14 protein-coding genes are annotated in these 15,383 nt (G+C 61.8%); 4 read left to right on the forward strand and 10 right to left on the reverse strand.

Annotated elements, in window-relative coordinates:
* Position 1 precedes the first annotated feature (1 nt).
* Positions 2-1,099, forward strand: coding sequence for a DUF1513 domain-containing protein (locus ACZ5BO_RS27675; RefSeq protein ID WP_025129672.1), 1,098 nt, complete (start codon positions 2-4; stop codon positions 1,097-1,099).
* A gap of 117 nt (positions 1,100-1,216) precedes the next feature.
* On the opposite strand, the gene ACZ5BO_RS27680 is transcribed toward ACZ5BO_RS27675, so the two are convergent.
* The 5 genes from ACZ5BO_RS27680 to colR all read right to left on the reverse strand — a co-directional run bounded on the left by ACZ5BO_RS27680 (position 1,217) and on the right by colR (position 4,994).
* Complete coding sequence (locus tag ACZ5BO_RS27680) at positions 1,217-1,441, reverse strand: hypothetical protein (protein WP_025129671.1); 225 nt, start codon at positions 1,439-1,441, stop codon at positions 1,217-1,219.
* A 2-nt stretch (positions 1,442-1,443) separates the two neighbouring features.
* Entirely contained in the window at positions 1,444-2,157 is a 714-nt protein-coding gene (locus tag ACZ5BO_RS27685) for a lipopolysaccharide kinase InaA family protein (protein WP_025129670.1), read from the reverse strand.
* A gap of 4 nt (positions 2,158-2,161) precedes the next feature.
* Positions 2,162-2,842: a class I SAM-dependent methyltransferase gene (locus ACZ5BO_RS27690; protein ID WP_464701391.1), complete on the reverse strand. Its 681-nt coding sequence runs from the start codon at positions 2,840-2,842 to the stop codon at positions 2,162-2,164.
* Between the two features lie 198 nt (positions 2,843-3,040).
* Positions 3,041-4,321 (reverse strand): sensor histidine kinase, encoded by a 1,281-nt coding sequence (locus ACZ5BO_RS27695; RefSeq protein WP_025129668.1) that lies wholly within the window; start codon positions 4,319-4,321, stop codon positions 3,041-3,043.
* The gene (gene colR / locus ACZ5BO_RS27700; RefSeq protein WP_025129667.1) at positions 4,311-4,994 is read right to left on the reverse strand and encodes a two-component system response regulator ColR; all 684 of its coding nucleotides are present in this window, start codon (positions 4,992-4,994) and stop codon (positions 4,311-4,313) included. The genes ACZ5BO_RS27695 and colR overlap by 11 nt, the downstream gene beginning before the upstream one ends.
* Positions 4,995-5,198: 204 nt before the next feature.
* Here colR and ACZ5BO_RS27705 point away from each other — a divergent pair, with 204 nt between their 5' ends.
* The gene (locus ACZ5BO_RS27705) at positions 5,199-7,148 is read left to right on the forward strand and encodes an LTA synthase family protein (RefSeq protein WP_464697073.1); all 1,950 of its coding nucleotides are present in this window, start codon (positions 5,199-5,201) and stop codon (positions 7,146-7,148) included.
* 147 nt (positions 7,149-7,295) lie between these two features.
* Here the strand turns inward: ACZ5BO_RS27705 and groL are convergent, their stop codons facing one another.
* The 4 genes from groL to ACZ5BO_RS27725 form a co-directional block, all read right to left on the reverse strand.
* A complete protein-coding gene (gene groL, locus ACZ5BO_RS27710) occupies positions 7,296-8,939 on the reverse strand; it encodes a chaperonin GroEL (protein ID WP_025129665.1) in 1,644 nt (547 codons plus the stop codon).
* A gap of 49 nt (positions 8,940-8,988) precedes the next feature.
* Entirely contained in the window at positions 8,989-9,282 is a 294-nt protein-coding gene (locus tag ACZ5BO_RS27715; protein ID WP_011063093.1) for a co-chaperone GroES, read from the reverse strand.
* 251 nt (positions 9,283-9,533) lie between these two features.
* Positions 9,534-10,010 (reverse strand): FxsA family protein, encoded by a 477-nt coding sequence (locus tag ACZ5BO_RS27720; protein WP_011063094.1) that lies wholly within the window; start codon positions 10,008-10,010, stop codon positions 9,534-9,536.
* A gap of 66 nt (positions 10,011-10,076) precedes the next feature.
* Positions 10,077-10,808 carry a HugZ family pyridoxamine 5'-phosphate oxidase gene (locus ACZ5BO_RS27725; RefSeq protein ID WP_464697074.1) on the reverse strand — a complete coding sequence of 244 codons (732 nt, stop codon included), beginning with the start codon at positions 10,806-10,808 and terminating at the stop codon, positions 10,077-10,079.
* A 165-nt stretch (positions 10,809-10,973) separates the two neighbouring features.
* Here ACZ5BO_RS27725 and ACZ5BO_RS27730 point away from each other — a divergent pair, with 165 nt between their 5' ends.
* Positions 10,974-11,732, forward strand: a complete 759-nt coding sequence (locus ACZ5BO_RS27730; RefSeq protein WP_464697075.1) for an SDR family oxidoreductase — start codon at positions 10,974-10,976, stop codon at positions 11,730-11,732.
* 102 nt (positions 11,733-11,834) lie between these two features.
* Here the strand turns inward: ACZ5BO_RS27730 and apbC are convergent, their stop codons facing one another.
* Positions 11,835-12,929, reverse strand: coding sequence for an iron-sulfur cluster carrier protein ApbC (gene apbC / locus ACZ5BO_RS27735; protein ID WP_025129662.1), 1,095 nt, complete (start codon positions 12,927-12,929; stop codon positions 11,835-11,837).
* Positions 12,930-13,225: 296 nt separating this feature from the next.
* Here apbC and metG point away from each other — a divergent pair, with 296 nt between their 5' ends.
* Complete coding sequence (metG, locus tag ACZ5BO_RS27740) at positions 13,226-15,271, forward strand: methionine--tRNA ligase (RefSeq protein ID WP_464697076.1); 2,046 nt, start codon at positions 13,226-13,228, stop codon at positions 15,269-15,271.
* Positions 15,272-15,383 lie beyond the last annotated feature (112 nt).

Genomic DNA, 15,383 nt, shown 5'->3' on the forward strand with positions numbered 1-15,383 from the left:
GATGCTGCGACGTCAGGCTTTGGCGCTGGGCAGCCTGCTGCTCAGCGCGGTGACCTTGGGCGGCTGGACGCTGTTCAGGCAAAAGGGCAAGCAGCCCTTGCTGCTTTCGGCCAGGGACGATGGTGACGGCAAGCATTACGCCGTCGGTTATCAGCTGGACGGTAAACAGGTGTTTGCCACCCAGGTCGGCCAGCGTTGCCATGACATCATCAATCACCCGCAGTTGCCGATCGCCCTGTTCGTGGCCCGGCGCCCGGGCACCGAGAGCTACCTGATCGACCTGCGCAACGGCACCCTGCTGCAGACCGTCACCTCGCAAGCCGACCGGCATTTCTACGGGCATGCGGTGATCCACAAAGACGGCGAATGGCTGTACGCCACCGAGAACGATACCCGGGACCCGGGCCGCGGCCTGCTGGGTGTCTATCGCTTTGAAGGCGAGCGCCTGGTGCACAGCGGCGAGTTGTCGACCCACGGCATCGGCCCCCACCAGGTGTCATGGATGCCCGACGGTGAAACCCTGGTGGTGGCCAACGGTGGTATCCGTACCGAAGCAGAAAGCCGGGTGGAGATGAACCTCGATGCCATGGAACCGAGCCTGGTACTGATGCAACGCGACGGCACCCTGCTGAGCAAGGAAACCCTGGCCCAGCAGATGAACAGCGTGCGCCACATGGGCATCGCCAGCGACGGCACCATCGTCACCGGCCAGCAGTTCATGGGCGCCGCCCACGAATCCTCGGAGCTCTTGGCGATCAAGCGCCCGGGGCAACCTTTCACCGCCTTCCCGGTACCCGAGCAGCAGTTGCAGGCCATGGGGCACTACACCGCCAGCGTCGCAGTGCACAGCGACCTGCGGCTGGTGGCCCTGACCGCCCCACGGGGCAACCGCTTCTTCATCTGGGACCTGGACAGCGGCGCCGTGCGAGTCGACGCGCCACTGCCGGACTGTGCCGGGGTCGGCGCCGTGGCCGACGGCTTTGTGGTGACCTCGGGACAAGGTCGCTGCCGCTTCTACGATTGCCGCCAGGCACAGATTGCAGCCCAGCCTCTGGACCTGCCCGCCGGCCTCTGGGACAACCACCTGCACCTGATCTGAAGTCGGCGGCTCTTCACCCTGCCGGTATCGTGACCCTGCCGGGCAAAGTGGACAGCCGCACTGCGGACAAGCAAAAGGCCTCGCAGTGCGAGGCCTTCGGATGGTGAAGCATGCAATTCAACTCTGAGGTTTCAACCCCTGGGTCAGGCCGAACATGAACAACAGCAGGTCATGATCGGGCTTGGCCGCCGCCGAGACTTTCGCCACTCGTGGCAGCGGGCAATGCTCGCCCTCAGCAGCGCTGAGAACCTGCGTTCGCGGTTGCTCCCAGACAACCAGGGCCAAGGAAGCAACTGCCAAGGCTCCTGCCAGGAATAAACCTCGTGCAATTTCTAGCTTCATAGCTATAAACCTTTGATAGAGCTGCCAAACGCCGTTTTGTAAAAGTAGTAGAGCTTTTGCCAGTCCGTGTCATTCCACGACGAATGGCGACGCAGTTGCTTGAGGTCATGGGCGGCTGCGCGGCGACGGCTCAAACGCTGCCGGCACTTCTCGAAATCCAGCAAGGCAATCTTCACCTGGGCCTGCTCACCCTCGCCGTCCACCCGCACGAACACATGCTTGGCGTACAGGCAGCCATGCTGCCAACGACCTCTGTGCATGCGTGCCAGCGTCTCGGCCAAGGCCTGCAGTACTTTCTGGTGAAACGCCTCGCCGTGGCGCTCGCGCCCACCGGCGGCATACCAGTTGTCGATCTCGGTGTAGCCCTCAAGCGCAGCCGTGACCAGCAGCGCCTGCCATTGATTCTCGGGGCCGCGCCGGGCACCGCAGAACACCAGTTCCGGGACCTTGATCTCCAACAGGCGCAGGCCCTGCAGCGCAGCATGCTCGCGCAGAACTGTCGGTCGCCCAAACGGATGCAGCCAACTGCGGTGAATATGCCCCACCTGACGCTTGGCATAGAGCAGTTGCCCTTTGCTGTTCAGAATGCGTTGTACGCCGCTCTCCCCGCCTCGACGCTGATTGGGTTCCTCGACCCATTCACCCTGTTTGTTCCAGAAGTATTCGAAGCAATCTGTGGGCGCGGCGTCCATTTCCGAAGCACATTCAACAGCCATCCTCTTACCTCTTACGTAGTACGTACACTCGCCACATGGCGTAGAGCGGAAAGAAGTCCAGGTGCTCCTGGACACGAAAACCGGCTTGCCTGAATTCTTCTTCAACCGTAGCCGCCGGTAACACGAAACGATTCTGGTAACCCTCCTGCCCAACCTCGGACAATCGCTTGCGCTCCATGCGCTTGCGTTTCCAGGCCTTGAAGTTGCCATCGACCCACAACGAGATGATCACACTGTCCCGGGTAACCCGCTGGAACTCCCGTAACAGGGCCACCCGGTGTTCGGCCTTGCCGATGTGGTGCAACAAGCGCATGGAAAAAATGCAGTCCACTGCGTTATCCGGCAAATCAATGGCAAACGCGGACGTTTGCAAAGGTTGTACCCGTTTCACCACGTCGGAAGGTTGCGCCACCGTGGCGGTGCTCAGCATAGCTGCTGAATTGTCGGCGCCAATGATCACCCGATTGGTTTTTTCCGCCAGCAGCGGCCAGAAGCGCCCGGCACCGCATGGAAGGTCCAGGACCAGCCCTGGTTCTCCCGCCAGGCTCAGCGCAGTGCGGGCCAGCTGTTCATCTCGTTTGTGGGACAACTGGCGTGCCAGGCCATCCTGGTGCTTGAGCAGGTATTCCTGCGCGTGCTGGGCATCGTACTTGTCGGAAAATTCCAGCTTGATCGGGGTCGCCATCATCAAAGTCTCCTGTATCTGATGGCGCCACCTTAGGCAGCGGCGTGTCAGCGACAGGTCATCCCTTTGTGAAAACTTCGTACCGTCCAACGAGGAAATATTTCAGAGTTTTACAGGGCACCGACAGTGGCCTGGGGCCACTTCAGGAGAGAAATCGACAAGCAGCAGGCCCCGAAGAACAGGGCCCGGAAAGAATAATCAGGCCTTGGCCGGTTGCAACTGGACGTAAAAACGACAGCCATTGGGCGCCATGGTGCTGAGGCTGACACTCCAGCCCTGGTTCTCGCAGATCCGCTGGACCAGGGACAAGCCCAGCCCCAATCCTTCACCACGCTTTTCGTCGCCGCGCACAAAGGGTTGGAACATCGCCTCGCGCTTTTCTTCGGGAATCCCTACGCCGCTGTCCTCTACCACAAAACCATCGGTTGTCAGGCTGAGCCGGATAAACCCCTGCTCGGTGTAGTGCAGGGCATTGCGCAACAGGTTGCCCATGACCGCGTGCAGGAAGGTTGCGTTATAACGCGTATCGCCGGGTTGACCGGGCTCAAAGATCAGCTGGATACCCTTGTCCTGTATCGGTCCGCTCCACACCCCCAACAGATCGTTGGCGACCTGGGTCAAGGTCAGTTGTGGCGACATGCTCGCGTCTTCGCGCTGGGCTCTGGCCAGCATCAGGAAGGTCTGCACCAGTTCGCGCATCTCTTCGCAGGCCCGGGCAATACGCTCGACCTGGGCTCGCCCGCGCGGGTCCAGCCCGGGATTCTCCAGCAGCAGTTCGCAGGAAGTGGCCAGGACCATCAACGGCGTGCGCAACTCGTGGCTGACATCGCTGGTGAACAACCGCTCGCGGCTCAAGGCCTGGCGCAGGCGTCCCAAGGTCGCATCGAAGGCAATGGCCAGCTCACCCACTTCATCGGCGGCATAATCCGGAGCCAGGGGCGGCGCCAACCCCAACAACTGGTCACGGTGACGCACCTGGCGCGCCAGGCGCACCACCGGCGCCATCACACGTCGCGCCAGGACCCAGCCGAGGAATACCGCCAGGGCCAGGCTGAGGACGAACCCCACCAGCACCACGGCAAACAGGATGCGCTCGCGCTCCTCGAAATCGCTCTGGTCCTGCAGCAACACATAGCGCCGGCCATCCACGACCTCGACCATGGCGTGGTAGGACAATTGTTCGCGGAACACTTCGTGGAAGCCCGGATCCAGGTGACGCAGGTCCTTGGGCAGCTCGAAATCGCCGCGTCCGCCACTGAAATAGAACAGTTGATCCGGCTCGGGGCGGTGATTCCAATCGTTGACGTCGTCCATCAGCAACAGACGCTGAAGATCGCCCCCCAACCCGGCGGAAATGAGTTTTTCCTCCACCAGGTGCACGGTCGCCACAATGCCCATGGCGAAGGCACCTGCCACCAATGCGCTCATCAAGGCAAAGGCGATGATGATGCGCTGGGCAAGGCTCTGCTTAAACTCCATCACGGCCCTCGGCCAGGCGGTAGCCGACACCATGCACGGTGTGCAGCAACGGCTTGGCGAACGGTTTGTCGATCACCTGGCGCAGTTGGTGGACGTGGCTGCGCAGGCTGTCGCTGTCCGGGCAGTCATCGCCCCACAGGGCTTCTTCGAGGATCTCCCGCCGCAGGACATGGGGGCTTTTCTGCATCAATACCGCCAGCAGCTTGAGGCCCACCGGGTTGAGCTTGAGCAGGCGCCCCTCGCGGGTGACCTCCAGGGTATCAAGGTCGTAAGCCAAGTCGCCGACCTGCAGCGATCGCCGGCCCCCGCCCTGGGTGCGGCGCATCACCGCTTCGATCCGTGCAGCCAGCTCCGAGAGGGCGAAAGGCTTGAGCAGGTAGTCATCGGCACCGGACTTAAAGCCCTGCAGCCGATCATCCAACTGATCGCGAGCCGTGAGCATGATCACCGGGGTGTCACGCCGGGCGTCTTCGCGCAGGCGCTTGCACAGGGTATAGCCGTCGATCCCTGGCAGCATGATATCGAGCACGATCAGGTCGTAATGCTCGGTGGCGGCCAGGTGCAACCCAGACAGGCCATCCTGGGCACAGTCCACGGTATAGCCCTTGAGCCCCAGGTAGTCAGCCAGGTTGGCGAGAATATCGCGGTTGTCTTCAACCAGTAGAATTCGCATCGGCACTCTCTCCGTACACAGTTACGGCCGTCTTGGCTCGCGCAGCTTAAGGCCAAGTCCGGCTCGCCGCCAGCCTTGTCGGGGGGTTCCGGGAGTACTTGTCGCACCTTCCCGGGCTTAACAAGTTTTTCACCAGAGGTTCACAACCTGACTACAGGGACAAGCTCAGACTGCCGGCCGTTTGCCCACAAGGAACACCCCCCGATGGATCTTCTCAAGACCGCGCCAGCACGCTTCGTGCTGCTGCTGACCAGCACCTGGCTGGCGATTTTCCTGCTGACCCGCAGCCTCCTGCTGATCACCCACCTCGACGAAGCCGGCAGCGGCTGGCTGCCGGTGTTTGGCGTCGGCCTGCTCTATGACCTCGGCTTTCTGGCCTACGCGGCCCTGCCCCTGGGCCTCGGCCTGCTGCTCTGCCCCCCGGCCCTGTGGCATCGGCGCGGGTTTCGCTGGCTGCTGCAGGGCCTGTTCAGCCTGAGCCTGTTCGCCATGCTCTTCACTGCCGTGGCCGAGTGGCTGTTCTGGGATGAGTTCGGTGTGCGCTTCAACTTCATCGCCGTGGACTACCTGGTGTATTCGGACGAGGTGCTCAACAACATTCTCGAGTCCTACCCCATCGCTCTGCTGATGAGCCTGCTGGCCCTGGCGGCCATCCTTCTCAGCCTGGTGCTGCGCAAACCGCTCAAGGCGGCCCTGGATGCCCCGCTGCCGACGCTGCGCAGCCGCCTGGTCAGTGCCTTGGGACTGTTGCTGGTAACCGGCGCCAGCCTGCAATTGCTCAGCCAGGACAGCCCGCACAGCCAGGGCGGCAACGCCTATCAGAATGAACTGGCGAGCAATGGCCCGTACCAGTTCTTTGCCGCCTTTCGCAATAACGAGCTGGACTACCAGCAGTTCTACCGCAGCCTGCCCGCCGAGGTGGTGGCCCGTCAGATGCGTGCCGAGCTGAATGAGCCCAACGCCCGCTTCATCGGCAAGGACCCGCTGGACATCCGTCGCGCCATCGACAACCCGGGCATTGCGCGCACACCGAATATCGTCCTGGTGACCATAGAAAGCTTCAGCGCCAAGTACATGGGCAGCAACGGCGATGATCGCAACCTGACCCCCAATCTGGATGCATTGCGCCAGCAGAGCCTGTACTTCAACAACTTCTATGCCACCGGCACCCGTACCGACCGCGGCCTGGAAGCCATCACCCTGGCGATCCCGCCAACGCCGGGACGCTCGATCGTCAAGCGCATTGGCCGTGAAAGCGGCTTTGCCAGCCTCGGCCAGCAACTGCGCGCCGTCGGCTATGACAGTGTGTTCGTCTATGGCGGGCGCGGTTACTTCGACAACATGAACGCCTTCTTCAGCGGCAACGGCTACCGGGTGGTGGACCAGAGCAGCGTCGAAGAATCCGAGATCCACTTCAAGAATGCCTGGGGCATGGCCGACGAGGACCTCTATACCCAGACCCTGAAGCTGGCGGACGCCGACTACGCCCAACAGCGCCCTTTCCTGCTGCAGTTGATGACCACGTCCAACCATCGCCCCTACACCTATCCCCAGGGTCGAATCGACATCAAGTCCGGTAATGGTCGCGACGGCGCGGTGAAGTACACCGACTACGCCATTGGCGAGTTCCTCAAGGCCGCGCGCCAGAAGCCCTGGTTCGACAACACCATTTTCGTGTTTGTCGCCGACCACACGGCCGGCAGCGCGGGCAAGGAAGACCTGCCCATCAGCAACTACCAGATTCCACTGTTCATCTATGCGCCCAAGCTGATCCCGGCACGAGAAACTGCCCAGCTGGCCAGTCAGATCGACCTGGCGCCGACCCTCCTGGGCTTGCTGAACCTGGATTACGAGTCGACCTTCTTCGGCCGCAACCTGTTGCAGGACAACCCGCTGCCGCCGCGGGTGCTGGTGGGCAACTATCAGCACCTGGGGCTGTTCGATGGCCAGGACCTGGCGATTCTCAGCCCTCGCCAGGGCTTGCGCCGGCACGACCAGGCGCTGGGGGCCAGCCAGGAATCCCGGGTACAGGACAGCGACCCCTTGATTCAGCGCGGCATCAGCTACTACCAGAGCGCCAGTTATGGCTTCAAGCAACAGTTGCTGGGCTGGAAGGCTCCCAAGGCCTCGGCCGCCGAGCTGAGCCAGCGCTGAGGCCTTTCGCGGGCAAGCCCGCTCCTACACGGCTGCATCGCTGTAGGAGCGGGCTTGCCCGCGAAGGAGCTGCCCCATATCCCAGGCATAAAAAAGCCCCGCCGGTTTTCACCGGCGGGGCTTTTTCAGTACGGGGGTAAGGCTGGCTTACATCATGCCGCCCATGCCACCCATGCCGCCCATGTCTGGCATGCCGCCAGCTGCAGGCTTGTCTTCCACGATTTCAGCAACAGCCGCTTCGGTGGTCAGGATCAGGCCGCCGATGGAGGATGCTGCTTGCAGCGCGGAACGGGTCACCTTGGTTGGATCCAGGATGCCCATTTCGATCATGTCGCCGTATTCGCTGGTGGCAGCGTTGTAACCGAAGTTACCGGAACCCTGCTTGACCTTGTCCACAACCACGCTTGGCTCGTCACCGGAGTTGGCAACGATCTGGCGCAGTGGGGCTTCGATAGCGCGACGCAGTACAGCGATACCCACGTCCTGGTCGGCGTTGTCGCCTTTCAGGTCGTTGATGCCTTGCAGAGCACGGATCAGGGCTACGCCACCGCCAGGTACCACGCCTTCTTCAACGGCTGCACGGGTAGCGTGCAGGGCGTCTTCAACGCGGGCTTTCTTCTCTTTCATTTCAACTTCGGAGCCAGCGCCAACCTTGATCACTGCAACGCCGCCGGACAGCTTGGCCAGACGCTCTTGCAGTTTTTCACGGTCGTAGTCGGACGAAGTGTCGGCCACTTGTTGACGGATCTGGGTCACACGAGCCTGGATGTCCGCTTCAACGCCAGCACCGTCGATGATGGTGGTGTTTTCTTTGGACAGGATCACGCGCTTGGCGTTACCCAGGTGCTCCAGGGTGGTGCTTTCCAGGCTCAGGCCGATCTCTTCGGAGATCACGGTACCGCCGGTCAGAACGGCGATGTCCTGCAGCATGGCCTTGCGACGGTCGCCGAAGCCCGGTGCCTTGACGGCAGCGACTTTGACGATGCCACGCATGTTGTTCACAACCAGAGTCGCCAGGGCTTCGCCTTCAACGTCTTCAGCCACGATCAGCAGTGGGCGGCCGGCTTTGGCAACGGCTTCCAGCACTGGCAGCATTTCGCGGATGTTGGAGATCTTCTTGTCCACCAGCAGGATCAGCGGGCCGTCGAGTTCGGCGACCATGGTGTCCGGCTTGTTGATGAAGTAAGGGGACAGGTAGCCACGGTCGAACTGCATGCCTTCAACAACCGACAGTTCGTTTTCCAGGCCCGAGCCTTCTTCAACGGTGATCACGCCTTCTTTACCGACTTTTTCCATGGCTTCGGCAATGATGTCGCCGATGGAGTTGTCGGAGTTGGCAGAGATGGTGCCGACCTGAGCGATGGCTTTGGAATCAGCGCATGGCTTGGACAGACCTTTCAGCTCTTTGACGATGGCGATGGTGGCCTTGTCGATGCCGCGTTTCAGGTCCATCGGGTTCATGCCGGCAGCGACGGCTTTCAGGCCTTCGTTGACGATCGACTGAGCCAGAACGGTGGCGGTGGTGGTGCCGTCGCCAGCGTCATCGTTGGCACGGGAGGCAACGTCTTTGACCAGCTGCGCGCCCATGTTTTCGAAGCGATCTTTGAGCTCGATTTCTTTGGCTACGGATACGCCGTCCTTGGTGATGGTCGGAGCGCCGAAGCTCTTCTCGATGATCACGTTACGGCCTTTCGGGCCCAGGGTCGCTTTTACTGCGTCAGCCAGGACGTTGACACCGGTGAGCATTTTCTTGCGGGCGGAATCGCCGAATTTAACTTCTTTAGCAGCCATGATCGATATTCCTTAAATACTTTGTAGTAACGGGAAAATGAGCGGGAAATCAGCCTTCGATAACAGCGAGAATCTCGTTCTCAGCCATTACCAGCAGGTCTTCGCCGTCTACTTTCACAGTGTTGCTGCCGGAGTACGGGCCAAACACCACTTTGTCACCCACTTTCACGGCCAGCGCACGTACTTCACCGTTGTCCAGCACGCGGCCGGTACCTACAGCGACGATTTCGCCACGGTTAGGTTTTTCAGCGGCCGAACCAGGCAGAACGATACCGCCGGCAGTTTTCGATTCTTCTTCGCTGCGACGGATGACGACGCGGTCATGCAGAGGACGAAGCTTCATTGTCGATCTCTCCTAATTGTGGTTTTCAGCGGCCGGTGTCGATACCGGCGGGTTAACAAATCCGGCGTGGCCGGTTGCGGCTCGACGAGCGAGCCGCGGAAGTCTGTCTGGTGCCTGCACCAGAAACCTTGCGGTGACCGTTACATAAGGGCGCATAAGGTTATTACAAGGGCAGCCTGATGAAATTTTTTACATCGCTGGCGTCAAAACGAACACGGCACCCGAAGGTGCCGTGTGTTTACCCCAGAGCCTTATGAATCGCGGTGCTCGAATTCACCCTCGATCACGTTGGGTTCACGCCCCAGCGGCTGCTGGGGTGCCGGGCCGCCACGGGCGGCGCGCATGTCGTCGGCAAAGGCGCGCTGGCGCAGGGCCTGCTCCTCGGCGCGCTGGCGCATTTTGTTGGCCAGCAGGCGGCGACTGATCGGCAGCAGCATCAGCAGGCCGAACACGTCACTGATAAAGCCCGGCAGGATCAACAGGCCGCCGCCCAGGGCCAGCATCAGCCCCTCGAGCATTTGCTGGGCCGGCAGTTCGCCGCGGTTGAGACTTTCACGGGCACGCAGTGCCGTGGCCAGACCGGCCACGCGCAATACCAGCACACCGAGCATCGAACCGAGAATGATCAGCAGCAGGGCCGGGAAAAACCCGATCGCCGCGCTGACCTTGACGAAGACGAACAGCTCCAGCACCGGGAACAACAAAAAGAGCAACAGAAAAGGGCGCATCAAATGATTTCCTCTACGGAAGAATGCCTTCCAGTAGACCGTAAATGACGTCGCCAATTCGTGAATTCAAGCATCCGCAGGCGTTTTTTTCGGCCATTGATCGGCGTGGGCCAGGAAAACCAGGGCTTCGCGAACCTGTGTCGGCGTATTGCAAAGGCTTGGGAAAGGCAACCAGAAAAGCTCCTGGCCGATGCGCAGGTGCATGCCCTCCGGATCTATCCCGACCAGTTGCGCCGGCTCCTGGCCCGGCAACCCGGTAAGTTCGACGTAATGGGCGATGGCCTTGGCGTGGTCACTGTTCATGTGCTCGATCATGCTCTGCTCGGCCTTGCCGGCGAAGGGATTGGCCAGGGTCACCTGATCGACCCAGTGAATCGCGCCAAAACCGCCGATGTAGCGGTGACGCACCGGCTTGAGCAGCCAGAAATCGAAGTCGTGGGCCTTGTGGTAATTCTGCGACTCGGGGAAATAACGGTAGTAGCGCTCGGCAGCAGCCTCGATCGCGGCACTGTCCTCGAGCTTTTCGGCTTCGGCCAGGTAGGTCAGGCGCCCCACCGCCTGCACATCTTCGGCACCGCGCTCGCCCACCAGCAGCGAACACTTGGGGTCCTTCTGCAGGTTGTGGGTGTGTTGGGCAATACGGCTGATCAGGATCAGCGGCCGTCCTTCGGCGTCCAGGCAATAGGGCACCACGGAACCGAAGGGGAAACCCGGCATGGCCTTGGAGTGCGTCGCCAGCGCGCCGCGGTATTCCTTGAGCAGTAGTTCTCGTGCATTCTTGGCAGCTTCAACGCTCACATTGTGACTCCTTCTGTAAAATCCGTCGGAAACGGACGGGCGCCTGGAGCATTGTTCCAGCTACGCCAATGGGGCAATTCTCATCTGCAGCCAGGCCAGATCCTGCCGCCGGTCGAGGTTCCCCGCAAAGGACAACCTTCAAAGACCTGCTAGCGGGACATGCGAATGCAACTCACTGACAAAGTAATCATTATCACTGGCGGTTGCCAAGGTCTGGGCCGCTCCATGGCCGAGTATTTCGCCGCCAAGGGCGCGAAGCTGGCCCTGGTGGATCTGAACCAGGAAAAGCTCGACCAGGCCGTCGCCGCCTGCAAGGCCCATGGCAGCGACGCTCGTGCCTACCTGTGCAATGTCGCCGATGAAGAACAGGTCACCCAGATGGTGGCCCGGGTCGCCGAGGACTTTGGTGCCATCCACGGCCTGATCAACAACGCCGGGATCCTGCGCGATGGCCTGCTGGTCAAGGTCAAGGACGGCGAGATGAGCAAGATGAGCCTGGCCCAATGGCAGGCGGTAATCGACGTCAACCTCACCGGGGTGTTCCTCTGCACCCGGGAAGTGGCAGCAAAGATGATCGAGTTGCAGAACAGCGGCGTGATCATCAACATCTCGTCGATCTCGCGCGCCGGCAATGTCGGCCAGACCAACTACTCGGCCGCCAAGGCCGGCGTGGCGGCAGCCACCGTGACCTGGGCCAAGGAACTGGCGCGCTACGGCATCCGCGTCGCGGGCATTGCCCCAGGTTTCATCGAGACCGAGATGACCCTGGGCATGAAGCCCGAGGCGCTGGAGAAGATGACCGCCGGCATTCCGCTCAAGCGCATGGGCAGGCCGGAAGAGATCGCCCACTCGGCGGCCTATATCTTCGAGAACGACTACTACACCGGGCGCATCCTGGAGATGGACGGCGGTTTGCGGGTCTGATCCTGGCGCACCTGCCGTAGGAGCCGGCTTGCCGGCGAAAGCGATCTCACGGACGCCTTCGCCGACAAGCCGGCTCCTACATACAAGCAGCGGTCTCGGGTTTCAGTCGTCGCTGATGGTGATGTTGGGCATCGCCGGCGCAGCGGCTTCCTGCAATACGATGCGTGCTCCAACGTGCCGGGCCAGTTCCTGGTAGACCATGGCAATCTGGCTTTCAGGCTCGGCGATCACTGTCGGCTTGCCACCATCGGCCTGCTCGCGGATCAGCATCGACAACGGCAACGAAGCCAGCAGTTCGACATCGTACTGGCTGGCCAGCTTCTCGCCGCCGCCTTCGCCGAACAAGTGCTCGGCATGGCCGCAGTTGGAGCAGATATGCACCGCCATGTTTTCCACCACGCCCAGCACCGGGATGTTGACCTTGCGGAACATCTCCACGCCCTTGCGCGCATCCAGCAGCGCCAAGTCTTGCGGTGTGGTGACAATCACGGCACCGGCCACCGGGACTTTCTGCGCCAGGGTCAGCTGGATATCGCCGGTGCCTGGTGGCATGTCGATCACCAGGTAATCGAGGTTGCCCCAGTCGGTCTGGGTCACCAATTGCAGCAGGGCCCCGGAAACCATCGGGCCGCGCCAGACCATCGGCGTGTTGTCGTCGGTAAGGAAGGCCATGGACATGACCTCGACCCCATGGGACTCGATCGGCACGAACCACTTCTGGTCCTTGATCTTCGGCCGGGTGCCTTCGGCGATGCCGAACATGATGCCCTGGCTCGGACCGTAGATATCGGCGTCGAGAATCCCCACCTTGGCGCCTTCGCGGGCCAGGGCCAGGGCCAGGTTGGCGGCGGTGGTGGACTTGCCCACGCCGCCCTTGCCGGACGCCACGGCCACCACGTTCTTCACGTTGGCCAGGCCCGGGATTTGCGCCTGGGCCTTGTGCGCGGCAATCACGCTGGTGATCTCGACCTTGGCCGAAGCGACCCCGTCCAGGCCCTCGATGGCCAGTTGCAGCATCTGCGCCCAGCCGCTCTTGAACAGGCCGGCGGCATAACCCAGCTCCAGCTGGACCGTGACCCGGTCGCCCTGGACCTCGATGGCCCGCACGCAACCGGCGCTGACCGGGTCCTGGTTCAGATAAGGGTCGGTGTATTGGCGAAGAACGGCTTCCACCGCTGCGCGATTGACGGCGCTCATGGGCAACTCCGATAACAAGACTGGAAAATCAGCCGGCTATCCTACGCCGCCGACTCCTTCGTGGCGAGGGAGCTTGCTCCCGATGGGCTGGCCAGCCCGCGCCAGCGCCTGCCGACCGATCTTCTGGGCAGATGACCGGCTCAGGCGCCGTGGCGGCCGCACAGCCGGGCGGGAGCCGGGGCCGGTGTCAGCAAGCCTCGACCCGCCTCCAGGCCAGAAGGACGCCCCGAAGGGTGAAAAATCCGCGCCGGCGCTTTATAGTGGCCGACCTCCGTTTCATCAAGTAGCCGAGCCCCATGTCCGAGCCACGCAAGATCCTCGTCACCAGCGCCCTGCCCTATGCCAATGGTTCCATCCACCTTGGCCACATGCTTGAGTACATCCAGACCGACATGTGGGTGCGCTTCCAGAAGCTACGCGGCAACCAATGCATCTATGTCTGCGCCGACGACGCACACGGCTCGGCCATCATGTTGCGCGCGGAAAAGGAAGGCATCACCCCGGAACAGCTGATCGCCAACGTCCAGGCTGAACATTGCGCCGACTTTGCCGAGTTCCTGGTGGACTTCGACAACTTCCACTCCACTCACGCCGAAGAAAACCGTGAGCTGTCGAGCCAGATCTATCTCAAGCTGCGGGACGCCGGGCACATCGCCACGCGCTCCATCACTCAGTATTTCGACCCGGAAAAGAAAATGTTCCTGGCCGACCGTTTCATCAAGGGCACCTGCCCGAAGTGCGGCACTGAGGACCAGTACGGCGACAACTGCGAAAAATGCGGCGCCACCTATGCCCCCACCGATCTGAAGGATCCGAAGTCGGCGATCTCCGGCGCCACTCCGGTGCTCAAGGATTCCCAGCACTTCTTCTTCAAGCTGCCGGACTTCCAGCAGATGCTGCAGACCTGGACCCGCAGCGGCACCCTGCAAGACGCCGTGGCCAACAAGATCGCCGAGTGGCTGGACGCCGGCCTGCAGCAGTGGGACATCTCCCGCGATGCGCCGTACTTCGGCTTCGAGATCCCGGACGAGCCGGGCAAGTACTTCTACGTGTGGCTGGACGCGCCGATCGGCTACATGGCCAGTTTCAAGAACCTCTGCGCCCGTCGTCCGGAACTGGACTTCGACGCGTTCTGGGCCAAGGACTCCAGCGCCGAGCTGTACCACTTCATCGGCAAGGACATCGTCAACTTCCACGCCCTGTTCTGGCCCGCGATGCTCGAAGGCGCCGGCTACCGCAAGCCCACCGGCATCAACGTTCACGGCTACCTGACCGTCAACGGCCAGAAGATGTCCAAGTCCCGCGGCACCTTCATCAAGGCGCGGACTTACCTCGAGCACCTGGCGCCGGAGTACCTGCGTTACTACTACGCCTCCAAGCTGGGCCGTGGTGTCGACGACCTGGACCTGAACCTCGAAGACTTCGTGCAGAAGGTCAACTCCGACCTGGTGGGCAAGGTGGTCAACATTGCCAGCCGTTGCGCCGGTTTCATCCACAAGGGCAACGCCGGGCTGATGGTTGACAGCAACGCAGCTCCCGAGCTGACCGAGGCTTTCCTGGCCGCCGCACCGAGCATCGCCGACGCCTATGAAGCCCGCGATTTCGCCCGCGCCATGCGCGAGACCATGGCCCTGGCCGACCGTGCCAACGCCTGGATCGCCGACAAGGCGCCCTGGGCGCTGAACAAGCAGGAAGGCAAGCAGGATGAAGTCCAGGCCATCTGCGCCACCGGTATCAACCTGTTCCGCCAACTGGTGGTTTTCCTCAAGCCGGTGCTGCCGCTGCTGGCCGCCGACGCCGAGGCGTTCCTCAACGTTGCGCCGCTGACCTGGAACGATCACCAGCAACTGCTGGCCAACCATCAGCTCAATGAATTCAAGCCGCTGATGACGCGGATCGACCCGGTAAAAGTGCAAGCCATGACCGACGCCTCGAAAGAAGACCTCGCCGCCAGCCAGACCGACACCGGCGGCCCTAAAGGCAACGGTGAACTGGTGAAGGACCCGCTGTCGGCGGAAATCGACTTCGATGCCTTTGCCGCCATCGACCTGCGTGTCGCCTTGATCGTCAAGGCCGAAGCCGTGGAAGGTGCCGACAAGCTGCTGCGCCTGACCCTGGATATCGGCGACGAACAGCGCAACGTGTTTTCCGGCATCAAGAGCGCCTACCCTGATCCGTCCAAGCTCGATGGTCGCCTGACCATGATGATCGCCAACCTCAAGCCACGGAAAATGAAGTTCGGCATCTCCGAAGGCATGGTGATGGCCGCCGGCCCTGGCGGTGAAGAGATCTACCTGCTGAGCCCGGACAGCGGCGCCAAGCCTGGCCAGCGGATCAAGTAACCCATCATGCTGGACCCGGTCCCCCCGTTGCGCCTCGGTGTAACGGGGGGATTTGCATATCTGCCCCCCCTGCGCCCGCGTGGGAGTTTGCCTATTCTTGAGGAACAGCCTG

This window comes from Pseudomonas sp. FFPRI_1 (assembly GCF_055384485.1).